This is a genomic window from Leeuwenhoekiella sp. H156 (genome assembly GCF_052218455.1).
Lineage (GTDB): Bacteria > Bacteroidota > Bacteroidia > Flavobacteriales > Flavobacteriaceae > Leeuwenhoekiella > Leeuwenhoekiella parthenopeia.
In genome coordinates this window covers 2,984,899-3,009,190 of record NZ_CP197499.1, presented here as the reverse complement: position 1 = coordinate 3,009,190, position 24,292 = coordinate 2,984,899, and the positions used below count along the sequence as shown (strand labels likewise).

At 43.2% G+C, this 24,292-nt stretch carries 21 protein-coding genes and 1 tRNA gene; 15 read left to right on the top strand and 7 right to left on the bottom strand.

Annotated elements, in window-relative coordinates; all coding sequences use genetic code 11:
• Positions 1-2: 2 nt before the first annotated feature.
• Positions 3-689: an ATP-binding cassette domain-containing protein gene (locus ACSSS3_RS12875; protein ID WP_442844954.1), complete on the bottom strand. Its 687-nt coding sequence runs from the start codon at positions 687-689 to the stop codon at positions 3-5.
• Entirely contained in the window at positions 670-966 is a 297-nt protein-coding gene (locus tag ACSSS3_RS12870; protein ID WP_442844953.1) for a hypothetical protein, read from the bottom strand. Before ACSSS3_RS12870 ends, ACSSS3_RS12875 begins: the two co-directional genes overlap by 20 nt.
• A 133-nt stretch (positions 967-1,099) precedes the next feature.
• On the opposite strand from ACSSS3_RS12870, the gene ACSSS3_RS12865 reads away from it, so the two are divergent.
• Positions 1,100-1,621, top strand: a complete 522-nt coding sequence (locus ACSSS3_RS12865) for a 5' nucleotidase, NT5C type (RefSeq protein WP_442844952.1) — start codon at positions 1,100-1,102, stop codon at positions 1,619-1,621.
• A 108-nt stretch (positions 1,622-1,729) separates the two neighbouring features.
• On the opposite strand, the gene murA is transcribed toward ACSSS3_RS12865, so the two are convergent.
• The 3 genes from murA to ACSSS3_RS12850 form a co-directional block, all read right to left on the bottom strand.
• Positions 1,730-3,043, bottom strand: a complete 1,314-nt coding sequence (gene murA / locus ACSSS3_RS12860; RefSeq protein ID WP_442844951.1) for a UDP-N-acetylglucosamine 1-carboxyvinyltransferase — start codon at positions 3,041-3,043, stop codon at positions 1,730-1,732.
• Between the two features lie 19 nt (positions 3,044-3,062).
• Complete coding sequence (locus ACSSS3_RS12855) at positions 3,063-3,707, bottom strand: DUF4290 domain-containing protein (protein WP_228231679.1); 645 nt, start codon at positions 3,705-3,707, stop codon at positions 3,063-3,065.
• Between the two features lie 189 nt (positions 3,708-3,896).
• Positions 3,897-4,190, bottom strand: a complete 294-nt coding sequence (locus ACSSS3_RS12850) for a DUF493 family protein (protein WP_228231678.1) — start codon at positions 4,188-4,190, stop codon at positions 3,897-3,899.
• 141 nt (positions 4,191-4,331) lie between these two features.
• Here ACSSS3_RS12850 and ACSSS3_RS12845 point away from each other — a divergent pair, with 141 nt between their 5' ends.
• The 5 genes from ACSSS3_RS12845 (at position 4,332) to ACSSS3_RS12825 (ending at position 8,858) form a co-directional block, all read left to right on the top strand.
• The gene (locus ACSSS3_RS12845; protein WP_442844950.1) at positions 4,332-4,871 is read left to right on the top strand and encodes an AAA family ATPase; all 540 of its coding nucleotides are present in this window, start codon (positions 4,332-4,334) and stop codon (positions 4,869-4,871) included.
• Positions 4,868-6,772, top strand: a complete 1,905-nt coding sequence (locus ACSSS3_RS12840; RefSeq protein ID WP_442844949.1) for a RecQ family ATP-dependent DNA helicase — start codon at positions 4,868-4,870, stop codon at positions 6,770-6,772. Before ACSSS3_RS12845 ends, ACSSS3_RS12840 begins: the two co-directional genes overlap by 4 nt.
• A complete protein-coding gene (fmt, locus tag ACSSS3_RS12835) occupies positions 6,769-7,725 on the top strand; it encodes a methionyl-tRNA formyltransferase (RefSeq protein ID WP_442844948.1) in 957 nt (318 codons plus the stop codon). The genes ACSSS3_RS12840 and fmt overlap by 4 nt, the downstream gene beginning before the upstream one ends.
• A 188-nt stretch (positions 7,726-7,913) precedes the next feature.
• On the top strand, positions 7,914-8,186 hold the full coding sequence (locus ACSSS3_RS12830) for an HU family DNA-binding protein (RefSeq protein WP_099646430.1): 273 nt from the start codon (positions 7,914-7,916) through the stop codon (positions 8,184-8,186).
• 111 nt (positions 8,187-8,297) lie between these two features.
• A complete protein-coding gene (locus ACSSS3_RS12825) occupies positions 8,298-8,858 on the top strand; it encodes a YqgE/AlgH family protein (RefSeq protein ID WP_442844947.1) in 561 nt (186 codons plus the stop codon).
• On the opposite strand, the gene ACSSS3_RS12820 is transcribed toward ACSSS3_RS12825, so the two are convergent.
• Together ACSSS3_RS12820 and ACSSS3_RS12815 are read right to left on the bottom strand one after the other, a co-directional pair.
• A complete protein-coding gene (locus tag ACSSS3_RS12820) occupies positions 8,859-9,701 on the bottom strand; it encodes an aminotransferase class IV (protein ID WP_442844946.1) in 843 nt (280 codons plus the stop codon). It abuts the gene before it with no gap.
• A gap of 53 nt (positions 9,702-9,754) precedes the next feature.
• The gene (locus tag ACSSS3_RS12815; protein WP_228231705.1) at positions 9,755-10,147 is read right to left on the bottom strand and encodes an START-like domain-containing protein; all 393 of its coding nucleotides are present in this window, start codon (positions 10,145-10,147) and stop codon (positions 9,755-9,757) included.
• Between the two features lie 569 nt (positions 10,148-10,716).
• Here ACSSS3_RS12815 and ACSSS3_RS12810 point away from each other — a divergent pair.
• From ACSSS3_RS12810 to uxuA, 9 genes are all read left to right on the top strand, one after another.
• Positions 10,717-10,790: transfer RNA gene (locus tag ACSSS3_RS12810), tRNA-Met, on the top strand.
• Between the two features lie 442 nt (positions 10,791-11,232).
• Positions 11,233-11,970, top strand: coding sequence for a hypothetical protein (locus tag ACSSS3_RS12805; RefSeq protein WP_442844945.1), 738 nt, complete (start codon positions 11,233-11,235; stop codon positions 11,968-11,970).
• 2,057 nt (positions 11,971-14,027) lie between these two features.
• The gene (locus tag ACSSS3_RS12800; RefSeq protein ID WP_442844944.1) at positions 14,028-14,627 is read left to right on the top strand and encodes a DUF2004 domain-containing protein; all 600 of its coding nucleotides are present in this window, start codon (positions 14,028-14,030) and stop codon (positions 14,625-14,627) included.
• A 381-nt stretch (positions 14,628-15,008) separates the two neighbouring features.
• On the top strand, positions 15,009-15,362 hold the full coding sequence (locus ACSSS3_RS12795) for a hypothetical protein (protein WP_442844943.1): 354 nt from the start codon (positions 15,009-15,011) through the stop codon (positions 15,360-15,362).
• A 243-nt stretch (positions 15,363-15,605) separates the two neighbouring features.
• Positions 15,606-18,893, top strand: coding sequence for a VCBS repeat-containing protein (locus tag ACSSS3_RS12790; RefSeq protein WP_442844942.1), 3,288 nt, complete (start codon positions 15,606-15,608; stop codon positions 18,891-18,893).
• 169 nt (positions 18,894-19,062) lie between these two features.
• A complete protein-coding gene (locus ACSSS3_RS12785; RefSeq protein ID WP_442844941.1) occupies positions 19,063-20,103 on the top strand; it encodes a LacI family DNA-binding transcriptional regulator in 1,041 nt (346 codons plus the stop codon).
• A 114-nt stretch (positions 20,104-20,217) separates the two neighbouring features.
• Complete coding sequence (locus ACSSS3_RS12780; protein ID WP_442844940.1) at positions 20,218-22,368, top strand: alpha-glucuronidase family glycosyl hydrolase; 2,151 nt, start codon at positions 20,218-20,220, stop codon at positions 22,366-22,368.
• Position 22,369: 1 nt separating this feature from the next.
• On the top strand, positions 22,370-23,110 hold the full coding sequence (locus ACSSS3_RS12775) for an SDR family NAD(P)-dependent oxidoreductase (protein WP_228230697.1): 741 nt from the start codon (positions 22,370-22,372) through the stop codon (positions 23,108-23,110).
• On the top strand, positions 23,111-24,277 hold the full coding sequence (gene uxuA / locus ACSSS3_RS12770) for a mannonate dehydratase (RefSeq protein ID WP_442844939.1): 1,167 nt from the start codon (positions 23,111-23,113) through the stop codon (positions 24,275-24,277).
• Positions 24,278-24,292 lie beyond the last annotated feature (15 nt).

Sequence of the window (24,292 nt, the reverse complement as noted above, 5' to 3'; positions counted from 1 at the left end):
CTTTAATTAATAGATCGTAAATATCCGGCCTGTATCAATTCTTCCGGTTGTGTAATGGAAGTCAGCTTACCGCTTTTCAACACCATTTTTCGATCTGATAATTGCCAGACATCCTGATAATAATGATCAGTTACCAAAATGCCCTTTTGAACTTTAAGCGAAATCAAAAACTCGTGAATTAAATCTTTAAATAGGGGTTCTACCATCGAAAAGGGTTCGTCGAGCAGCAGAAAAGGATGGTCCAGATTACCAATGAGCAGTACTTCCAGATAGCGCCGTTCACCCATGGAGAGTTCCCCTACTTTTCTACCTGCAATTTTGGGCATACGCGGTGCCTGAAACACCAGATCCTGCTCCTGCCCCTTAAAGTATTGCGGAATGATATCCCAAACTTTTACACGCTGCGGCAGAAAACTGAATTGCGGCAGATATCCTATTTGCTGACTTTCAATAATTCGGGATTTGTGCCAAATATTCTTACGAACCGGATAGTAACGCTCATTTATTTTGAGCCTTCCGGCTTCAGCAGTTTGGGTACCAAAAAGAATTTTTAAAAGTGTACTCTTTCCGGAACCATTTCGCCCAAAAACTCCCAGAATTTCACCGGTTTGCAACTCAAAATCCACCTCATTGAGAAGTGATTTGGCACCGAAGCTTTTCTGTATCGAACTAACCTTTAAGAGCGCCAAAACCAATCAGTTTAAAGATTAAAAAAACAACAAGCAGCAACACGGGACTCACTAAAAAATTAATCAGCCACGTGCGTAAAATGAGGTAATGTCTGGTAAAGCCGCGATTGTAATAGCCGTAGAACTCGTGCCTGTGAAAATAATTAAACATCAGCAGGCCCACGGGAGTACCAAAAATGCCAAATACCATCACCGCACCATATAAACCCGCCAGCGGGATGCTGACTACTGCAAAAAGCAAGGCATAAAACGTGATATCCTTATAGAATTGGATCATAGGATTGGCTGGGCTATTAAAAATAGCCAATTTCAGAAGCATTTAGCGCTTTCCAACCGATTTTTAAGGAGAATTTAAAATCGGTTTCAATTCAAAAATGTATTTTGGCAGCTTACCTAAACTCTAAAAAATTATGACCCTATTTGTAGATATGGACGAGGTGATCGCAGATACGTATCAGGCGCACATCGATTTGTACAACAACAAATACAACGCAAACCTAAAAAAAGAAGATTGCTTGGGCTCTGAAGTCTGGCAAATGGTTCCAAAAGAGCATCAGCATTACGTGCGCAATCACGCTAACGAAAGAGGCTTCTTTATCGATCTTAAGGTGATCAAAGACAGTCAGGAAGTTTTACGGGCCCTGCAGGACAAATATGAGGTGTATATCGCTTCGGCTGCGATGCAGTTTAAAACCAGTCTTGAAGAAAAAGCCGACTGGCTAGATGCGCACTTTCCGTTTATTCCGTGGCAAAACCGAATCCTTTGTGGACACAAACATATTTTGAAAGGCGACATCTTAATCGATGACCGCTCCTACAATCTGGAAGCTTTTGACGGAAGAGGGATTCAGTTCTCTTCGCCTCATAATGCCCATACTCAGGGTTTTGACCGTGCAGATACCTGGGAAGCTATTGCGAAGATGTTGTTATAAAACGCTCATTCTTCAAAGAATACCCAATTTTCCCGTACCGCTTAAGCATAAAAAAAACCTCACCCGTTTCTAAAACCGGTGAGGTTTATGTTTTAAACCAACAGGCTATTAGGTAGTACGTATGATTTTGGCACCAATGGCTCGTAAACGCTCATCGATGTTTTCATAACCGCGATCAATCTGTTCGATGTTGTGAATAGTCGAAGTTCCTTTGGCACTCAATGCAGCGATTAAAAGCGAAATACCGGCCCGGATATCGGGCGAGGTCATTGTAGTTGCTTTTAAGGTTGACTTGAAGTTGTGACCAATTACAGTAGCACGGTGGGGATCACACAAAATAATTTTGGCCCCCATATCAATAAGTTTATCCACAAAGAACAAACGGCTTTCAAACATCTTTTGATGTATGAGCACTTCACCTTTAGCCTGCGTTGCCACCACGAGCACGATACTCAGCAAGTCGGGCGTAAAACCGGGCCAGGGTGCGTCACTAATGGTCATAAACGAGCCGTCTATAAACGTTTCGATCTCGTAGCCGTCTTTATGTGCCGGGATATAAATATCATCGCCTTTTTTCTCCAAGGTAATCCCAAGCTTTCTAAACGTTGCGGGAATAAGTCCCAGATCGTTCCAGCTTACATTTTTAATGGTGATCTCACTGCGGGTCATCGCTGCAAGACCTATCCAGGAACCAATTTCGATCATATCGGGCAGAATGGTGTGCTCGCAACCCGTTAAGCTTTCCACGCCTTCGATCTTAAGCATATTTGAGCCAATGCCACTTATCTTGGCGCCCATCTTGTTAAGCATCTTACACAGTTGCTGCAAATAAGGTTCGCAAGCGGCGTTGTAGATGGTGGTTTCGCCTTTGGCCATAACCGCAGCCATAAGGATGTTTGCCGTACCGGTTACCGAAGCTTCATCGAGCAGCATAAATGTACCACGCAAGCCTTCGGGAGCTTCCACCCCGTAAAAACGTTCTTCTTTGTTGTAGCGGAATTTCGCCCCAAGCTTAATCATTCCCTCAAAGTGGGTATCCAGACGGCGGCGACCTATTTTATCACCCCCGGGACGTGGGATATAACCCTTGCCAAAACGGGCAAGTAAAGGGCCCACGACCATAATTGAACCGCGCAAACCGCCTCCTTCTTTTTTAAAGCGTTCGCTCTCGAGGTATTCCAGGTTTAGAGCATCGCTCTTAAATGAGTATTTGCCTTTACCCAGTTTTTGGATTTTTACACCTAAATTACTCAGGATATCAATGAGCTTGTTTACGTCAACGATATCGGGTATGTTGTTTATAATGACTTCGTCAGGAGTTAGCAATACGGCACAAAGTATCTGTAAAGCTTCATTTTTTGCGCCTTGCGGCTGGATGGATCCTTTAAGCTGATGCCCTCCTTCTATCTGAAATGTTCCCATGTAATTGTAATACTAGAAATTAGTAACGCTTTTTACCGCGTCCTGATTTTTTTCGGTAGTTAGACTTACCGGAATTGGATTTGCCTGTTTTTTTGCTGCGCATCAGTTTTTGCGCTTCCTTAAGGTCTTCGTCTTTTTTAGCCAAATTGATTTGCCCGTCACTGAGTTCAAACAAGTGCTTAAAGATTACTTCGTCATCAACGGTATCTTTATTCCAGTTGAGGAAGCACTTTTTCATATGATTGGCGATGGTAAACTCAAGTGCTTCGCGTTTTTGTCCTTTATCCCATTGTACCGCAACATCAATCATACGCTTGATGTTGTTACCGTAAAAACGGTATTTAGGATGGTTTTGCGGGTAATCTAAAGGCTCAGGACGCTCTTCGAGTTTTTCACGGGAAGGTTTCCCATAAGGAGAAACCACATCCAGTTTAAAATCACTGATGATAAACAGCTGATCCCAAAGCTTGTGCTGAAAATCGGGCACATCCCGCAGGTGTGGTTGCAAATTACCCATTACAGCGATGATGCTTCGGGCAATGATGTTGCGTTTTTTCTCGTCTTCTTCGGCTATTGCCTGATTGACCATTTTTTGCAGATGGCGGCCATATTCAGGGATAATGAGCTGTTCGCGCTCAGTATTGTATTCTAATTGATCTATCAATTGTAAAATTTTAAATGAATTTCTTCGGAGGTAATCCCACAAACTCTAAAAGTCTTCGCATTTTGTTACGTGGTAAGCCACCGGGCAATCTATCTCGATAATCGAGTGAAGTATGTTTCCGCAGGAAAACATTTGGCAAAGTACTAAAAATTGTCTAAAAGCCCACAAGGAGCATCAATTTTAGCCTTCTTATAACGAAATTACCCCTTCTACGACCGAAACTTCCTTGTACTTGGCGATTACAGCATCGGGATTTTCCATTTTCACGTGAATAGACACACTGGTATACGTACCTTTGCTGGAAGCTTTGGTATTGATTACTGCGCCCATATTATCAAAAATAGCCTCAATCTCTGCAATTTTCTGACTATCTGAAGGTACGATGAATTTATACAAATAATCCAAAGGCCATTTTGCGGTGGTCTCTTCTAATCTTCCTTTTAATTTTGCGTAAAACTCTTCCGGATTTTGTTCGGTGCTCATAGCCTGATTTTAGGCTGCAAAGATACCATTCTCATCCTAATTTTAGAATCGAATGCTATTTGAGTATTTTTACCGGCATTTGTACAGTACAAAGCTTTTATTTGTGCTTCCTGTTTGCTCAAAATTCTAAATCCTAAAAATTTGATACCACAACGCATCGTGTTGATCGGCGGGCCGGGTACCGGCAAGACCACTCTTTTAAATGCTCTCAAAAGCATGGGATACCATTGCCTTGAGGAGGTTTCCCGCCAGGTTACTCTGGCTGCCCAGCAAGAAGGGATTGAACAGCTTTTTTTAACGGAGCCCCTGCTTTTTAGCGATAAATTGCTCGAAAGCCGCATTGCGCAGTATTTTGAAGCTGCAAAAATCAAGGCCAATTTTGTATTTATCGACCGCGGCATACCCGACGTAAGCGCGTATATGGATTTTATAGGTCAAAATTACCCGGAGCGTTTTAAGAAGGCTAACACCAACTACGTGTATGACCGGGTTTTTGCGCTGCCCGTTTGGGAAGAAATCTATGAGACCGATAATGAACGTTATGAAAGCCTTGAGGAAGCCCAAAAAATACAGGAAGAACTTCTCAATACCTACACAGGTCTGGGCTATGACTGTGTCGAGGTTCCTAAGACATCGGTAGAAAATCGCGTAAACTTTATTTTACAACAACTCAACCCATGAACCTACGCCCCCTCGATGTACTCAAATCCTACTGGGGTTACGATTCGTTTAGGCCCGGTCAGCAAGAGCTGATTGATGCGGTGCTCGAGGGACGCGATACCTTTGCCCTGTTGCCTACCGGTGGCGGAAAATCGGTTTGTTATCAAATTCCCGCTTTGCTGAAGCCCGGTATAAGCCTGGTGATCTCGCCCCTGCTTTCTTTGATGCGTGATCAGGTAATGCAGTTGCAAAAACGCAACATCAAGGCTCTTTACATTCCCGGCGGAATACCCTATCATGAACTCGACACCTTACTCGACAATTGCATCTACGGGAATTATAAACTGCTTTACCTCTCTCCCGAACGTTTACAAAACGAACTGGTGCTGGAGCGCATCAAGCAGATGTATGTATCGCTGATCGCTATTGACGAGGCGCACTGCATTTCGCAATGGGGGCACGATTTCAGACCGGCCTATCGTATGATTTCACGCTTTCGCGAAAGCCTTCCCGATGTAAATTGCATTGCACTTACTGCAACGGCAACAGGAAAGGTACAGGAAGATATCATAGAACAATTGCAGCTCAATGAACCCGCTGTATTTAAAAACTCGTTTGAGCGGAAGAATCTGGCTTACCGCGTTTTGTGGGAAGAAGATAAGCGCAACAGGCTGGTACAACTCTTTAAACACGTTAGCGGAAGCGGTATCGTCTATGTGCGCAGCCGTAAAACCGCAATGGATTATGCGGCATTTTTGCATCAAAGCGGTGTTTCTGCACACTTTTATCACGGTGGTTTGAGCAGCGCAGAGCGACAAACGCGGTTTGAAGCCTGGTCTTCTAATAAGGTCCAGGTTATGGTAGCAACCAGTGCTTTTGGGATGGGAATTGATAAAGCCGATGTTTCTACGGTAGTGCACGTAGAGCTGCCCGAAAGTATGGAAAGCTATTTTCAGGAAGCGGGACGTGCGGGACGCAACGGAGAACCTGCCCGAAGCTTAATTTTCGTCAATCCTTCAGATGAGTCACGGCTGGCCAATCAATTTCTGAATGTGTTGCCTTCGGTCTCCTTTGTAAAAAAAGTGTACAAAAAGCTCAACAGCTTTTTTCAGGTTCCATACGGTGGCGGCGAGCAGGAAACCTTCCGCTTTGATTTCAGTTCGTTTTGCAAGACCTACGCCTTCAATACACTCATCACCTATAATGCCCTGCAGCTTTTAGACCGCAACAGCATCATCATACTTTCGCAGGAATTCTACCGCAAGGCAACCCTGCAATTAAATATTTCGCCTGTACAGCTCACCTATTACCTCATTCAGAATCCGGCTTTAGAAAGCGTCGTTAAAAGCGTGCTTAGAACCTATGCGGGTATTTACGACCAGCCTATGCCGGTAGACCACGTTTTGATCTCAAAAAAAGCAGGGGTCGCGCTGCCACAGGTACACGAGGCCTTTCTGCAACTGGAAAAAGATGAACTGGCTGTATACGATCATACGCAGTTTGATACCGCAATAACCTTTCTGGTACAGCGGGAAGATGATTTTAGCATCAATCCCATCGCTCCTGCGATCAAAGCTCAAAATACCCGTAAACTGAAACAGGTTCAGGCGATTTTAAGCTATGTGAAAAACAAGGAGGTTTGCCGTAGCAAACAATTGTTGGCCTATTTTGAAGAACATCAGAAAGAAGCCTGCGGAATCTGTGATGTATGCCGCTCCCGAAAAAAGCAATCTGCGCAACCCGCAGCCCCCCGGTTAAAAGAACACCTGCTTTTGCTCCTGAGCAAACAGCAGTACACCTCCCGCGAACTGGCTGATGTATTGAAAGACTACGAGGAAAAAGACATCTTAAAGGCTTTAAAAGACTTATTGAATACCCATAAAATAAAACTCACCCCAACCAACCGATATACTATACTATGAAAGATTTACGAATTGTATTTATGGGCACGCCCGAATTTGCCGTGGCCGGTCTCCAGAAACTATTAGAAGAGCAATATACCATTGCAGGTGTAATTACCGCTCCCGATCGTCCTGCAGGACGTGGTCAAAAGCTTCAGGAAAGCGCGGTAAAACAATTTGCCGTAAGCCATAACTTAAAGGTATTGCAACCTACAAATTTAAAAGACCCTTCTTTTTTAGAAGAATTAAAGTCGCTTAATGCCAACCTGCAAATCGTGGTGGCCTTTAGAATGCTGCCCGAAGCGGTGTGGAAAATGCCCGAATACGGCACGTTTAACCTGCACGCATCCCTCCTGCCCGATTACCGGGGTGCTGCACCCATAAACTGGGCGATTATAAATGGAGAGACCGAAACCGGCGTCACCACATTTTTTATCGACGAAAAGATTGATACCGGCGCCATCCTGCTTCAGGAGAAAACAAAAATTGAACCGGATGAAGATGCAGGCAGTCTGCACGATCGTCTGATGCATTTAGGAAGCAAACTTATTGTAGAGACCGTAAAGCAGATTGAAGCAGGTACCGCCAGAACCCAAAAACAGGCAGATCACAAAGAACTGAACACCGCTTACAAATTAAACCGGGACAATACTCGCATCGACTGGGATAAACCGGCTGAAACGATTTACAACCTGATTAGGGGTTTAAGCCCATATCCCGTAGCCTGGACGCTTTTTACAAACGGAGACGATACCGGGCAGCAGCTTAAAATCTACAAAGCTTCTTTGGAGGAAGCCCGTGAGAACGATCAAAAACAAATCGGTAAACTTATTGCTAATGGCGACAAACTGTATATACCTTTAGAAAATGCCCGTTTGATGCTGGAAGAAATTCAGCTTCCGGGCAAGCGAAGAATGCCGGTAAAAGATTTATTAAATGGATTTAGTTTTTCTGAAAAGGCAAAAGTTATCTAAGACCGCATCAATACTAGGCTGGTTGAAATTTTGTTAAAATACGCAATCGTTATCAACAAAAAGTTAAAGTTATCAACATAATACCCGATTTCCTGCGCTATTGCTTGCGTGGATGAATTATCCGTCTAAATTTGTTTAAACAATAAACAAAAGTTTAACCGACAATTAATTTTTTAATTTTTTACATTATGAACAAATCAGATTTAATCGACGCAATGGCAGAAGATGCTGGTATTACTAAAGCAGCAGCTAAAAAAGCCTTAGAATCTTTCTTAGGAAATGTTGAGAAATCACTTAAAGGTGGTGACCGTGTTTCATTAGTAGGTTTTGGTTCTTGGTCTGTATCTAAACGTGCAGCTCGTGAAGGAAGAAACCCACAAACCGGAAAAACCATTCAAATAGCAGCTAAAAACGTAGTTAAGTTTAAAGCAGGTTCAGAATTATCTGATGCAGTAAACTAATCGTTCTGCCTATACAATTTAGAAAAGCCCTCTCGTGAGGGCTTTTTTTATGTATGTTATTTTTTTGTTAATATCAAAAAATAGCTTAGTTTAGAAGAAATTGTTTTCCCCATGACTACAAACAAACCACAAAAAGGCAACCTACTTATAGCTGAACCGGCGATCATCGGGGATATTTCATTTAACCGTTCGGTCATTTTGCTGGCCAATCATAACGAGGACGGCTCGGTAGGTTTTATACTCAACAAACCTCTTAATTTTACCTTAGATGAACTTATACCTGAAATAGAGGTAGAAATGCAGATCTACAACGGGGGGCCCGTAGAACAGGACAATTTGTATTTTATACACAAGGTCCCGGAGCTTATTCCCGATAGTATTGAGATCAGCAGCGGCATTTACTGGGGAGGAAATTTTGACACCGTTATAGAGCTTATCTCTTCCAAAAAACTCTCTGAAGATCAGATTCGGTTTTTCCTGGGCTATTCCGGCTGGGACAGCGATCAGCTGGAGCACGAACTCAATGAAAATGCCTGGATCGTTGCCGAAAACAACTATCATAAGGAAATCATCAACAAATGCTTCCCGGATTTCTGGAAAGAGAAAATGATTGAGCTGGGCGGTGAATACCTGATCTGGTCAAACGCACCCGAAAACCCCAGTTACAATTAACTAATTTGCCAGACGCACCTTAGCGTTGAGCTTACCCAGCAAATCTTTAGCAACTTTTGTATCGTAGGTTTTTTTGCGGTATTTGGTCACAGGCACAATACCCTGTATGGAATTGGTAATAAACAATTCATCTGCCTTCTGAAGCTCAAAAGGCGAGATTGAAGCTTCCTCAAGCGTATAAGTATCCAGCTTGCCCAAAATCTCAATCAACTGTTTACGAATGATGCCGCGCAGGCAACCGTCTGTAAGCGGTGGTGTTTTTATAGTAGTCCCTTTTACCAAAAAGAGATTTCCATTGAGGGCTTCGGCAACAGATTTATTGGTGTTTAAGAGCAGGCAATTTTGAAAACCGTTTTCCTCAGCAAAAATACTTCCGGTGACGTTGATTAACTTATTGGCCGTTTTTAAAGTCGAAAGCAGATCTGCATTCAGATAATGATCTTTATACAGCTCTACTTCATAAGGCTTATCGCTTAAAACGTAAAAAGCCTGGTCCAGTTCACCGGCCAGGGCATAATAAAAAACGCCATTGTCTGTAGGAAGGTAAGTGCCTCCCTCATTTCGTATAACCGTAAGTCTAATTCTGGCGGGTTTTCCGGTTAATCCGCAGGCTTCAATTAAGCGGATTAGTTCTTCCTGAAAATATTCGGGGGTGTACTGCATGGGGATTTGCATGCGTAGAATACGCATTGAGGCCATCAGTCTAAAATAATGATCTTCCCAGAATACGATTTTATCACCCGAGTAGCGCAGGGTTTCAAATACTGCATCCCCGTAAAACATACCCCTGTTATTAGGCGAAAACTGTGGATTATCGGTAAGTGTTCCGTCAAAATTTACCATAAAAAAAGTCCCTTTTTTTAGAAGGGACAAATATACGTTTTATGTACTGCTTTCTAGTTAGAACCGATGATGTGTTTCAGTTCTGAGATCTGGTTTTCCCAGAACATCTTGCCTTCATCAATTTCATCAGGTTCGGCAAAGTCTGTAACGATCAGGGAAACATCTTTAGTGATCTCATCTACTTGGATGCGTAATTCAAAGAAATACAGGTTTTCATCTTCCACATCATCCATCCAACGGAATTTAATGCGCTCGTCGCTCTTTTTACCCAGCAGTTTTGCTTTCTCTTCACTCCCATTCCAAATAAAGGTATAGTACTCTCCACGAGAGTTTACATTATCTGCAAACCACTCAGACATACCTGAAGGTGAGGACATATATTGATATAATAAAGACGGTGAGGCCTGTATAGGGAACTCGATTTCAAATTTTACTTTTTCTTCCATGGTCATTTATTCGGTTGGGTTGCCAATATAAATATTAATTGTACAGTAAAAAAGATTAGGGGTATTTTTTTATTTTATCGATGCTTTCCAAAGGCTTCTTCGATGATTTACGAAAGAACCTACAATTAATACTACTACCAAATAAATTTTAATGATATGATCTAATATATTCTTTAGGCTTCTTTTTCTTCAGCATAGCAAAAGATCCCCGTTAAAAATTTTCGAAGCCCTGGAGAAAATTTAGGGGAGTTTTTGCGGTTTTGCCTGATAAGGCAAAAATGCCTAAGAAAAAGTGTCCTTTCTTTTGGTTCGTTTTCTTTGGACAAGCAAAGAAAATGAACAAAATACTATATCACACTAATCACATTCTTAATCGAAGTGTTTTCTATAGAACTCAAAGCGATTCTTATATCATAATAAGTTCACAAACCTCTTACTAAAAGAAATTTCTTACAGATGTAGTTTTATTTAATAGCAAGGTGTTATTTTATAAATATCCTGCTTGCCAGCTAAACAAATGTTTTTATATTTGCACCCGCTTAGGGAAGGCCTGAGCACATTTACATTTTGGCGAGGTAGCTCAGCTGGTTAGAGCGTCGGATTCATAACCCGGAGGTCGGGGGATCGTGCCCCCCTCTCGCTACACATTTTAAGAAAGCAGTTGCAGTTGATGCAGCTGCTTTTTTTATTCCGGTAAATCGGAAGTGAATCTTTTTATTTGTCTAAAACCAATGGGTTTAACTTTGTCCCATATATAAGTGAAAGTCATTCCTGCAAATCGCTTATTCTCCAGCACGGCCCTGCTCCTGAGTTCTTACGTGCACTGGGCCTTTTGGGGACTACACTTCTTTTTTTAACCAATTGAAACCTCAACTACTAAAAAAATAAACCTAACTATCTGGCATATTGATTATTGTATTACTTTAGTCATAGTGCAGGTGCTACCACACTGCAACCACAGTGCTACCACACTGCAACCACAGTGCTACCACACTCCAACCACACTTTACCACAGTTTTTGTGGGTGAAATTGGTTGAAATCAAGTAGCACTCTATTATCATATATAAATTAACACCTCCAGGCTATGGCAGAGCTCGATTCCAAGACCGGCCTTAAAGGCAACATCGGTGATCTCGTATTTAGAAATGTGAATGGTAAAACCATTGTACAGTCACGGCCCGATACCGGCGGTAAAGCCCGAAAAGGACGCGCAAAACAAACCGCTACCGATTTTGGGCGCGCCTCCCGAACCACCAGCAGTATCATCAGGGGGTTACGACCTTTTATAGGCAGTATGTACGATTCCCAGTTTTTTAACCGCTTTCGCAAAGCAGTGTATCAGGGAATGAAAATGAACGACAGCCTCCCCCAGGGCAGTCTGGATCTCTGGCAGGGGGAGCCCACCGTATTGGAAGGTCTGGAAGCCGACCTGAAAAATCAGTATCCGCGATACGTGCAAATGCCCGGGCTGGAGCTAAGCCTCGAAGCGGGAACTTTGGAAATCAGCGTACCTGAATTTAAAGCGGATAACCACCTCCAATGGCCGGTAAAGACCAGTGAAGCCGAACTGGGATACTGGATCAGCGTCTATGACTCCAAAACCTACCAGGTGCTGCGTCACGAACTCTTTTGTATTCCCATTCCCCATAAAACGCAAAGTATCCCTGCAACCCAGTACACCACGACTGCATTGCCTGCAGAGGCCCTGCTTTTGGTTACAGCAGGGGTGTTTTACTATACCGCAGACTTTCGGATGGGGAAAGTATGTATGAATTCAAAAGATTTTAATCCCACGCAGGTGCTGAAGGTGTTTAGGACGTAATCTGTTAAGATTCTTTATAAAATTATTTTTATGAGCTTATTAATAATTAAGTGCACAAAAGTCACTTGATTAGAAAGTTACGGCCTATCAGGAGGTTCTCGTGAAATTTGACGTGAGCGCAACGTCGCAGGCGGTTCTGTTTGAGGGCGCGATAGCAACCGAGTTAAGCGCATGCAGTGCAGCGAACGATAAATTTAGAGAACCTCCTGTAAGCCTTGATTTTCTTGCCCGGCTGACTAGACGGGTTGTTTCTTTTTTGAGCGATGCAAAAAAGAAAGGGAATATGAACTGAAGTTGTAACTAGTCTTCTTTGCTCACCTGATTATTATTTCAAGGGAGCTCGTGAATCTATTATGGTTGGTTTGAGGAATTAGTTTATCAATGATTGTTCCTTACTTTTCTTTGCTTGTCCAAAGAAAAGTAACAAAAGAAAAGACACCTTTTGGATAGGTATTTTTCGCCTTAAGGGCGAAAACCGCAGCAGTGCCCCTAAATTTTCTCCAAGGCTTCAAAAATTTTAACGGGGCACCGCCGCTATACTGACCAAAAGGAAACCTGCTATTGTATATTTCTGTAAAGAGGAATAATTCGGGAAGGGTCTAAATGCGTATTCTAAACCTAGGGAGAGCTATCCGTTTACCTTATGGGAAGTGAGTGCGAAAGATAGAATTAGAAACATTACTTGCACGCGATGCAATCTCGCGCGAAGGATGAGTTGTACTCTAATTAAAAAGCAGAAAAACATCCCTCCAAACCTCCCTTCAAAGGGAGGCTTTAAGTTTAGCGAAAACACTCCCTTCCTTTGAAGGAAGGGCCGGGGATGGATGTTACCTGAAATTCACTTCGATTTATAATGTAAGTCTGTCGGGCAGCCTTGATTATCAGGAATGTCATTTCGATCGTATCACACGGAAGTTGCTCGTCAGGAGAATTAATTTAACACTAAGAATGTCAATTAGTACATAGTATCGGCCTATCAGGAGGTTCTCGTGAAATTTGACGTGAGCGCAACGTCGCAGGCGGTTCTGTTTGAGGCCGCCAGAGCGGCCGAGTTAAGCGCATGCAGTGCAGCGAACAATAAATTTAGAGAACCTCCTGTAAGCCTTGATTTTTTGGTTCTTTTGTATCAAGACAAAAGAACAGAAATACAATTAGCAGTTGGAATTATCATTTAATTAAAATTTAATCTCTTTAGTAGCTGGAGCGTGTCAAACTGAGCGCAGTCGAGAAGTAAGGGCGTTCGAAACGAGCGGTGAGACCGATGTATCCAAAATCTACTTTGCAGGAAACATCCTAAAAAGAAAACAGAAAAACATCCCTCCAAACCTCCCTTCAAAGGGAGGCTTTAAGTTTCGCGAAAACACTCCCTTCCTCTGAAGAAAGGGCTTGGGATGGATGTTACCTGAAACGCTCTTCAGTTTATAATATAAGCCTGTCGCGCAGCCTTGATTATCAGAAATGTCATTTCTATCCTATCACAGTTCCTCGTCAGGAGAATTAATTTAACACTAAGAATGTCAATTAGTACGCCAGTATCGGCCTATCAGGAGGTTCTCGTGAAATTTGACGTGAGCGCAACGTCGCAGGCGGTTCTGTTTGAGGGCGCGATAGCAACCGAGTTAAGCGCATGCAGTGGAGTGAACGATAAATTTAGAGAACCTCCTGTAAGCCTAGATTTTCTTGCCCGGCTGACTAGACGGGTTGGTTCGTTTTTTCATCGATGGAAAAAATGAACAGGAATATGAATCGAAGTTATAGGTTCTAAATCATCTTCCGTTCATTTTCTTTACTCGCATGATTATTATCTCAAGGGAGCTCGTAAACTCAAACGGTAAAAATCAAAGACTTGCAGGAGCGGTTGCTTAAGGTAGAATGGGAATTACTATTTGCACGCGATACAATCGCGCGCGAACGTAATGCAGCTGGTTTTTTTAAGAAAATGAGGTATTCCGTAACAGACTTATAATCTGCTGGTTTATATTTACGGGAACTGTAAAGTGGATATAACACAACTGGTTGTGTTATACGTACGTTGTAGTGCATTTAAAACAAACATTGTGAAACAGATTTTAATAGTAATAATTATGTTCTCTTTTTTCGGTTGTGGTAAAAACAATAAGTCAAAATCAAACGAAAAAAATGCATCGGAAACGGAAATTAAAAGCGGAACCGAAATGCTTCCGTTTTTTGGAGAAATAACTCTTTCAAACGCTCGTGGTTACGAAATTGATGATGTAAAAATCAACGACAATATCGTTTCAATTGACCTAAATTTTGAGGAAGACAAAATAAACCCAGAGTCATTAAAAAGTGTTCGCAAAATTTTAAACAACATTTCGGACATTGATAAAAAAATAAAAAAACAAATACTTGAATATCTTGACGAAGATGGAGTGGTTAAAGAATATTTTAAATTTCATATTGACGAAATCGATTCTGAAACACTTAATGATTATATAAAAGATACTGACCAAAACCTATCGATTGAATTGCGATTATTTAGTAAGACTAAACTTAAACGAATTGGATTTTATCCTGATAGTCCAAAATCAATTGCTGTTTTTGACTATAGAGTTTTCAGTGAATTATCTGATGAAATTTTAGTTATTGTTCTCGACAGGAACGGAGAAATTGAAAAAATAACAATTGAAAGTTGAAATAAAAAAACGCACTACAACATTGGCTATAAGTAATTGCTTGTTCTCGCCTACTTCTGAAAATCCTCGCGGATTTTCAGTTTGATATGTACTTGTAACGTTAAGTGCTAAACCACGCAACTACTCATAGCCGATACCGTTAACCAAAATATGACCAAAACCCAAATCAAAGATATAATTACCAAGATCCATTTCTATCTTTTGGGATTTACTTTACTGAATTTTACTCTGAAAAACACAATTGAAATAAGTCTAAATTACAGATTCGCCTATTTAATAACGATTTTGATTTATACAAGTGGAATTATTCTCTTTTTCTTGAATTTCAAGCCATTCAAAAAACGAGTAACCTATTTTAGTATTTATTTCATAACACCAATTTTGACTTTACTTTTTTGGTTGTTTGGTGGAATATATTTTGGCCTTTTAGCCTCGATTGTCCTCTACCCAATTTATCCGAAAGAAATAAAATTGGAAAATGACAAAATTGTGATTTACAGCAAATACAATGGCTTTATAGGAGCTTGTTGTCCGTACGAAGTGACTGAAAAGAAATTTTGGTTGCTGGAAAATAAAATAACGGAAATAAATCTTAATGAATCTATTGACTTTGACAAAGCCTCTCTAAAAAGTAAAAATGGAAAGATTGAATTAAAAGTCAGGTATAATAAATACGAATTTGGACCTGACATAACTGTAGAAACAGATACTATAATTAAAATAAAAACGAAATAAATACTGTGGCTAACATTGGTAATCGTCGCACAAGCCTCTAATCCCTAAAAAGATACTATCTTATACCCAAGAATACGAAAAAGAAGCATCAGGCTTTGGGAGCACTACCTCCAAACTAAAACATACACAGCTTAAAAGCCTAGGCTTTCCGCTTTATATATCCCTTCAAAATCAAAAGCTTTTTTGTCTTCAAGGGATATTATAGTATATTCGACTATTAGTATCTCTGGTTCCGCAAAAGCTATGAATTGTAAGTCCCCTACCCTGTTGATTATTTTGCAGTTGCTCATTGTCAGCTCCTGTGAGCATACCACTTCCAAAAAGAGTGATATGACGTACGATACCCTATTCACCAAAGTACCCGCAGAGCAGACCGGTATAGGCTTTACCAATTTGGTAAAGGAGACTGAAGATTTTCATCCCTTTAACTATCCCTATATCTATAACGGCGGCGGCGTGGCCATTGGTGACATCAACAACGACGGTCTGGACGATCTGTATTTCACCGCAAATCAAACAGCAAACAAACTCTACCTTAATAAAGGAGACCTTAAGTTTGAGGACATCACAGACCGGGCCGGAGTCGCAGACGCGCAGGGTTGGACCACCGGCGTTTCGATGATCGATATCAATAACGACGGCTGGCTCGATTTGTATGTATGCAAATCGGCTTCGCGAAATGAACCTGCATTGCGCAAAAACCTATTGTTTGTCAATCAACAAAACGGCACCTTTAAAGAGGAAGCTAACCGATGGGGCATTGACGATGACGGCTTTTCGGTACAATCCTATTTTTTGGATTACGATAACGATGGAGATCTCGATTTGTTCCTCATCAATCACCGGGACGACTTTTTCAATTCCATAGATCTTGATGCGCTTTTGGCCGATAAAGACTTTTTTCCGCAGACTTCAGACCATTTGTACCGCAATGAGGGTTCGTTTTTTACCGATGTCACCCTCGAAAGCGGCATAATAAATAAAGAATTTAGCCTCAGTGCTTCGATAGGCGACTTTAATAACGACGGCTGGCCCGATATTTTTGTGGCAAACGATTTTATCACGCCCGATAAATTGTACCTCAACAACCGGGACGGCACGTTTAGCAATCACATCAACACGCGGGTTAAGCATACCTCGTATAGCAGTATGGGTTCTGACTATGCAGATATCAACAACGATTTGCTACCCGATTTACTCGTGCTTGATATGTCTGCCGAAGATCACCAGCGCGGCAAGCAGAATATGCCCAGTATGGACACAAACGGGTTCCTGAAGACCGCCCTATCCGGATATCACTACGCTTACATGTCTAATGTGCTTAACCTCAACAACGGCAATGGCTATTTTAGCGATATCGCGCAGTACGCCGGCGTTGCCAAGACCGACTGGAGCTGGGCGCCGCTCTTAGCCGATTTTGATCAGGACGGTCATAAAGATATTTTTATCACTAACGGAATCAGGCGCGAACTGGGCAATCAGGATTTTGGGAATCTCATTCACAATTCGGGTAAATTCAATGTGGGCGAAACTCCTATTGCAACCATTTTAGAGCAATTACCCAGCAATAAACTCAAGAATTACGCCTACAAAAACACCGGCCTGCTTGATTTTGAAAATGCCATCACCGCCTGGGGATTTGATGAGGCCCTAAATTCAAACGGCGCCGCCTATGGCGACCTCGATAATGACGGTGATCTGGACCTTGTTCTCAACAATATGGATGACCGGGCCTCGGTGTATCGCAACAATTCAACTGCTAATTTCCTTTCGGTAGAACTTAAGGGCCCCGGTAAAAACAATCTGGCCCTGGGCGCAACTGTGAGCATTTATACAGACAGCACCCAGCAACAGCAGCACTTGTATCTTTCAAGAGGCTTTCAGTCTTCGGTATCGCCCAGGCTTATTTTTGGTCTTGGTTCCGAAGAATACATCACCAGAATTGAAGTCGCATGGGGTGATGGTAAAATCTATACAGCAGAAAATCTGGACGTCAATCAGTTTTTACAAATCGATTACAAAGACTCTAATCCTGCTGCTAAATCGCTACAACAGCCAATCCCTGAAAACTGGAAATCTATAAATCCCAAAAGTCTTGGCCTGGAGTATGCGCATCGCGAAAATTACTACAATGACTTTGACCGGCAGGTACTTTTGCCTCAAAAACAATCGCAAAAAGGCCCGGCCTTTGCTGCAGCTGACCTCAATAATGATGGTCTGGAAGACTGGTTTATAGGAGGTGCTAAAGATCAACCCGGCATCATTTATCTGCGGGAACAATCGGGCACGTTTAAGGCACTGGCACAGCCGGCATTAGAAGCTGACCAAAAATACGAAGATCAGGACGCCGTATTTTTTGATGCTGATGCTGATGGCGATCTCGACCTTTATGTAGCCAGCGGAGCCTATGAGTTGGACGAAAACGCTGCGCTGCTTCAGGACCGCCTTTACCTCAATGACGGGAAGGGCAATTTCTCAAAAACCGGTGCATTGCCAAAGATGCTCACCAATACCAAAGCAGTCGTAGCTTACGATTACGACAGGGATGGGGATCTAGATTTAATTGTGGGCGGTCACGTGATTCCCGGAAAATATCCCCTGAGCGCACGCTCTTATGTTTTGCAAAATACAAACGGAAGCTTTACAGACGTGACCCGCGAGATAGCACCTCAATTTGAGAATTTAGGCATCCTAAACGATTTGCTTATCAGCGATTACGACGGCGATGGCATAGGCGAATTGATCGTTGTTGGCGAGTGGATGCCCATTCAGTTTTTTGATCTTGAGGATTCAAAATTTTCAAGAAAAGAGGTTGACGCCTTAATGAATACTTCAGGCTGGTGGAATACCATTGCCGAAATGGATTTTGATGGCGACGGTGACCTCGATTATTTTGTAGGCAATCTGGGCGGAAATAATAAATTTCATCCTACACCTGAAAAACCGCTGTACATTTTTGGCAGCAACTTTGACAACGACAAAACCTACGATATGGTGCTCAGTAAAACCTATCAGGGTAATCTGGTTCCCGTGCGCGGCAAAGAATGTTCGACAGCTCAAAATTCATTTGTAAGCGAAAAAATTAAAAGCTTTAAAGAATTTGCGAGTTCGTCTATGGAAGATATCTATGGAAGCGATCAGCTTTCCAATTCGTACAGGCAGGAAGTCACAGAGTTTCGGTCTGTGTATTTAGAAAATACCGGAAACGGAAACTTTAATCTGAAATACTTACCGGCAACCGCCCAACTGGGACCTACTATGTCGTTTGCCTTTGCTGATGTAAATAAAGATGGGTACACCGATATTATTGGTGCGGGAGGCATTTATGAAGCCGAAGTAGAGACCGTGCGCTACGATGCCAATGTGGGCTATATTTTGCTGAATGATACCAAAGGAAATTTCAAGCCCTACAAAGACCGAAATTTTTACACAGGTGCAAATACACGCCACCTTCATCCGTTTACCACAAAGACCGAAAATTATCTGCTCGTAATCAATAACGACCGGCCTCTTTCGGTTTTTCAATATTAAAACTGTCCGGTTTATTTAAGACTCAGGTTTTCAGTAAATCAAAAAAATCAGCGATTAAAAAACTTCAACCAGCCGCAAAATCATGAAAATCGGGTACTGTACATAACTTATGCTTTTTCAGCAATGACTTTCTAAAAAGCTATATTTGTTTTGCTAACCACCCTAAAAAATGAAAAAAAAGAAATCTTTTACGATTTACGACCTGGCGCGTAAACTCAATTACTCTCCAAGTACGATTTCACGAGCGCTGAAAAACCATCACAGCATCAGCGAGAAAACCATCGAAATAGTTAAAAAAGCTGCCGAGGAAGAAGGCTACCGCCCCAATATCCTGGCGGCGAGTCTGCGTAACAATCAAAGCAAAACCATAGGGGTTTTGGTCACCCGCATCAACCGCCCATTCAGTTCGTCACTCATCAGCGGGATTGAAAATGCCGCAAGTAAAGAAGGCTACAACATTCTCATCAGCCAGTCTAATGACCTGTATAAAAACGAGGTGGCCAGTGTAAAAGCGCTGTTCGACTCCAGAGTTTGTGGTATTATCGCCACTCTGGGAATGGAAACCGAAAACGTCAAGCATTTTGACCAGTTTGCAAAGATTGGGGTCCCCGTGGTTTTTGTAGATCGCGTGCCGGCAGATTTTGAAAGCTATACCGTGGTTATTGATAATTATACCGCCGCGTTTAATGCCACAATTCACCTCATAGAGCAAGGTTGCACACGCATTGCCCATTTTGCAGGTGCTCAGCATCTCAATGTTTACAGAGGCCGAAAGAAGGGCTATGTAGATGCTTTGATAAAAAATGGCCTTGCTGTTGACGACTCGCTAATCATTACCATGAAGTCTTTAAGCGCCGAAGAAGGGGAAACCGCGACCGAACAACTGATGCAAACCGCCAACCCACCCGATGGTATTTTTTGCTCTAACGATACCACGGCTGTTAGCGCGATCTTAACGCTTAAAAAGCTGGGCGTGAAAATTCCGGAAGAAGTGGCCGTAATCGGCTTTAACGACGATCCCATTGCTTCTATTGTAGAACCAGCGCTCTCTACCGTCTCGCATCCTGCGCAGGAAATGGGCGAACTCTGTACCCGACGCATTTTACAACATGTGCTTAAAAAAGAAGGAACACCAAAAATTGAGGAACGCAGCGTGCTCGATACCCATCTCATTATCAGAGCTTCGAGCAACCGCAAAAACAATCCATAAAAACAGAATCGCACTTGAAATACTTACACGATAACGCAATCGATTGTTTAATTTTCAGTAAATTTCCATTTTAAACCACTTTTCAATCGATTGAGAAAAAATGTCGATCCCGCTATGAAACAAAAAATTGCGCTTCTTGTATTGCTCCTTGTTCAGGGCCTTTCCGCTCAGGATGGTTATAAATTATGGCTTCAGTACTCCAAAATAGAACAGCCTCAACGTGCAGAGCAGTACACCGCTTACAATAAAAACCTAAAACTCGACACCGGCAGTGCCACTGCAAAAGTCATACACGAAGAGCTCAACACCGCTTTTGAAGGTATGCTGAATCTTAGCCCTGAATTAAATGGGGACGCACCGGGACTGCTTATTCTTAAAACATCGGCTCTTCCCGAAAAGCTTCAGAACCAATTTAAAGCACTCGAAGACCTGCCGGAAGATGCGTATGCAATACGCGCAACGCGCCTGGATAAACGTGATGTGATCGTCATTAGTGCTGCTTCTGAAAAAGGTTTGCTTTACGGCACGTTTGCCTACCTGCGGGAAATGCAGCAGCACAAAGACCTGTCGCAGCTGGACATCACCGATGCTCCAAAAATCAAAAAACGATTGCTCAACCATTGGGATAATCTGGACCGCACCATAGAGCGCGGTTACGCCGGCTTCTCGATCTGGGACTGGCATCTGTTGCCTAACCTGATCAAAGAAGAATATATAGATTATGCCCGCGCCAATGCGTCAATCGGCATTAACGGTACGGTTTTAAACAACGTAAACGCCAGCGCCTACATCCTTCAGGACGATTACCTGCAAAAAGTAAAAGCGCTTGCAGACGCCTTCAGACCTTATGGAATACAGGTGTACCTAACCGCTCGATTTTCGGCACCCCTGGAAATTGGCGGACTCCAAACTGCAGATCCGCTTAATGCCGAAGTTCAAAACTGGTGGAATGAAAAAGCCAAAGAAATTTATACGCTGATTCCTGATTTTGGCGGGTTTCTGGTAAAAGCCAATTCGGAAGGACAACCGGGACCTAACAATTACGGCAGGTCTCACGTAGACGGCGCCAATATGCTGGCTGAGGCCGTGGAACCCTATAACGGAATTGTAATGTGGCGTGCTTTTGTGTATTCCGATGAAAAGCCGGAAGACCGGGCAAAGCAGGCCTATAGTGAGTTTGTTCCCTTCGACGGAAAATTTAAAGATAACGTACTGGTTCAGGTAAAAAACGGGGCTATCGATTTTCAGCCGCGTGAGCCTTTCCATCCTTTGTTTGGCGCGATGCCCGAAACTCCGTTGATGATGGAATTTCAGATCACTCAGGAATATCTGGGCGGAATGTCTCATCTGGCATTTTTACCCAAACTTTTCGAAGAAACCCTGCAGGCAGATACCTACGCCAAAGGAGCCGGAAGCACGGTAGCAAAAGTGGTTGACGGCAGCCTTACCAACACCCAATTAACCGGGATGGCCGGTGTCTCAAACATCGGTAACGCGCGTAACTGGACCGGGCATCCCTTTGCACAGGCAAACTGGTACGGCTTTGGCCGCCTGGCCTGGAATCCTGAACTCAGCGCCAAAACCATCGCTGAAGAATGGCTGGCACAGACCTTTACGCCTAATCCCGAATTTGTAAAGCCAATGACCTCCCTCCTGCTCGATTCGCGCGAAGCGGTGGTAAACTATATGACGCCGCTGGGACTGCATCACATCATGGCCGAAGGGCATCATCAGGGTCCGGGACCCTGGGTTAAAGATTTGGGCAGGGAAGACTGGACTTCGGTGTACTATCACAAGGCAGACAGCCTTGGGATTGGTTTTGACCGCACCTCCACCGGTAGCGATGCGCTTGCTCAATACGCTCCTGAAATTGAAAAAGCCTACGAAAATATAGAAACAACACCACAGCAATACCTGCTTTGGTTTCACCATGTGCCCTGGGATTATAAACTCGATAACGGTGAAACGCTTTGGTACAACCTGGCACGAAAATACCAGGATGGCGTGGAAGAAGTTGAAGCCATGATCAACACCTGGCAGGAAATGAAGCCTTATGTAGGCGAACAGGTTTATGAAAAAACCCGTATGCTTTTGAGCATTCAGCTTGAGGAAGCCCAGTGGTGGCGCGACTCGTGCCTGCTGTATTTTCAGCAGTTTTCAAACAAAGAAATGCCGGAATTCATTCCGGAAGCCAAACACACTCTTGATTATTACCAATCCATCCGGGACCCGTATGCGCCCGGTATAAAACCTTCATGGGATTAATATGAAACAACTTGTAGCATTAGTTACCGGCGGCAATGCCGGTTTAGGTTTCGCAACCGCAAAAAAACTCTGTGATGAAAACATCATCACCTACATCATAGGCCGCAACGCCGAAAAAACGGAGCAGGCCCGGCAGGAGCTGGGTCCCAACGCCCGGACGTATATTCTGGATCTGGCGGAACTCGATAAAATTCCGCAGGCCATCGCACATATTGCGGAAGAAGCAGGCAGCATTGACATTTTGGTGAACAATGCAGGCATCAATATGAAAAAAGACTTTCTTGAGGTTACCGATGACGAATTTCAACGCATCATTCACACCAACCTGACCAGTGTGTTTGTGGTAACCCGTGAAGTGACCAAAGTGATGAAAAGTCAAAATTCGGGCAGCATCATCAACATCAGTTCGATGGCAGCCCAGTACGGGATTCCCAAGGTCGTTGCCTACACCGCCAGCAAATCGGCGATTGAGGGAATGACGCGCTCCATGGCCGTCGACCTGGCGCCCTTTGGCATACGTGTGAACTGCGTGGCACCCGGTTTTATCAAAACCAATATGTCGAGCAAAGCGCTTGACAGTGACCCGGAACGAAAAAACAAGGTATTGGGCCGTACCCCGATGGGCAAGCTGGGAGAACCGGCAGACATTGGCGATACCGTTTATTACTATGCTTCCGACCTTTCTAAATTTACAACTGGCACCGTGCTTTGTGTAGACGGTGGAAACTCAATAGGATTTTAAATGAATACAACCATTATCAAAACGATGCGCTGGTATGGAGAGCGCGATTTATTAAGCCTTGAAGACTTACGTCAGGCAGGTATTACCGGTATTGTAACCGCTTTGCATCACATTCCGGTTGGGGATATTTGGTCTCCCGAAGAAATCAAAAAAACCAAAGATAAGATCGAAGCCGCCGGAATGAGCTGGGATGTAGTCGAGAGTTTACCTGTGCACGAAAACATTAAAAAACGCACCGGCAACTATGAAGAGCTTATTGAAAATTATAAAGTAAGCCTGAAGAATCTGGCCGATCAGGGCATTTACACAATCACCTATAACTTTATGCCCATTCTGGACTGGGTGCGCACCGATCACCGCTTTAAAAATGCGGTAGGTGCCGAAATTTTAAAATACGATCCCGTAAAGTTTAAGGCTTTTGATCTGTTTATGCTGAAAAGACCCGGAGCCGAAAGCGATTATACCGAAGCGCAGATTGCCGAAGCTAAAGAGAAATACGACTCGCTATCTGAAGAAGAGCGCGACGTGCTTAAAAAGAGTGTGATGCTGGGCTTACCCGGCAGCACCGTAGATTTCACTACCGAAGATCTCCTGAATCAACTCGCCGAATATAAGGATATTGATGAAAGCAAATTGCGCGAGCATCTGGTACTGTTCTTAAAAGCCGTAACGCCTACTGCAGATGCAGTGGGTGCCAAACTGGCCATTCACCCGGATGATCCGCCGTTTTCGGTACTGGGATTACCACGCATTGTGAGCACCGCAGAAGACCTTAACTACATTTTTTCGCAGATCGAATCAACCTCCTGCGGCCTTTGCTATTGCACCGGTTCGCTAGGCGCCAACCCGGCGAATGATTTGCCTCAAATTTTTGACACGCATAAAGAGCGGGTGCATTTTCTGCATCTGCGCAACGTACAGAAATTTGAAGACGGTTCGTTTTACGAATCAGATCATCTGGACGGCGACGTACCTATGAAGCAGGTGATGCGCCAAATCATCGATTACACTACCGCCAACGGTAAACGAATCCCAATGCGCCCTGACCACGGGTATTTACACGCCCTGGAGAAGCACAAGCCCTATTATGTAGGCTATTCGTTTATAGGCAGACTGAAAGGTCTGGCTGAACTCACCGGTCTGGAGCTGGGATTGCAGAAAAATTAAAATCTAAAATCGGGT

What these genes read in the sequence shown, in the direction of transcription:
- ACSSS3_RS12850 (WP_228231678.1), bottom strand. Translation starts at nt 4,190, where the DNA reads ATGAGCACCGAACAAAATCCGGAAGAGTTTTACGCAAAATTAAAAGGA.
- uxuA (WP_442844939.1), top strand. Translation starts at nt 23,111, where the DNA reads ATGAATACAACCATTATCAAAACGATGCGCTGGTATGGAGAGCGCGAT.
- ACSSS3_RS12805 (WP_442844945.1), top strand. Translation starts at nt 11,233, where the DNA reads ATGGCAGAGCTCGATTCCAAGACCGGCCTTAAAGGCAACATCGGTGAT.
- fmt (WP_442844948.1), top strand. Translation starts at nt 6,769, where the DNA reads ATGAAAGATTTACGAATTGTATTTATGGGCACGCCCGAATTTGCCGTG.
- ACSSS3_RS12775 (WP_228230697.1), top strand. Translation starts at nt 22,370, where the DNA reads ATGAAACAACTTGTAGCATTAGTTACCGGCGGCAATGCCGGTTTAGGT.
- ACSSS3_RS12825 (WP_442844947.1), top strand. Translation starts at nt 8,298, where the DNA reads ATGACTACAAACAAACCACAAAAAGGCAACCTACTTATAGCTGAACCG.
- ACSSS3_RS12780 (WP_442844940.1), top strand. Translation starts at nt 20,218, where the DNA reads ATGAAACAAAAAATTGCGCTTCTTGTATTGCTCCTTGTTCAGGGCCTT.
- ACSSS3_RS12865 (WP_442844952.1), top strand. Translation starts at nt 1,100, where the DNA reads ATGACCCTATTTGTAGATATGGACGAGGTGATCGCAGATACGTATCAG.
- ACSSS3_RS12870 (WP_442844953.1), bottom strand. Translation starts at nt 966, where the DNA reads ATGATCCAATTCTATAAGGATATCACGTTTTATGCCTTGCTTTTTGCA.
- murA (WP_442844951.1), bottom strand. Translation starts at nt 3,043, where the DNA reads ATGGGAACATTTCAGATAGAAGGAGGGCATCAGCTTAAAGGATCCATC.
- ACSSS3_RS12785 (WP_442844941.1), top strand. Translation starts at nt 19,063, where the DNA reads ATGAAAAAAAAGAAATCTTTTACGATTTACGACCTGGCGCGTAAACTC.
- ACSSS3_RS12830 (WP_099646430.1), top strand. Translation starts at nt 7,914, where the DNA reads ATGAACAAATCAGATTTAATCGACGCAATGGCAGAAGATGCTGGTATT.
- ACSSS3_RS12815 (WP_228231705.1), bottom strand. Translation starts at nt 10,147, where the DNA reads ATGGAAGAAAAAGTAAAATTTGAAATCGAGTTCCCTATACAGGCCTCA.
- ACSSS3_RS12820 (WP_442844946.1), bottom strand. Translation starts at nt 9,701, where the DNA reads ATGGTAAATTTTGACGGAACACTTACCGATAATCCACAGTTTTCGCCT.
- ACSSS3_RS12790 (WP_442844942.1), top strand. Translation starts at nt 15,606, where the DNA reads ATGAATTGTAAGTCCCCTACCCTGTTGATTATTTTGCAGTTGCTCATT.
- ACSSS3_RS12840 (WP_442844949.1), top strand. Translation starts at nt 4,868, where the DNA reads ATGAACCTACGCCCCCTCGATGTACTCAAATCCTACTGGGGTTACGAT.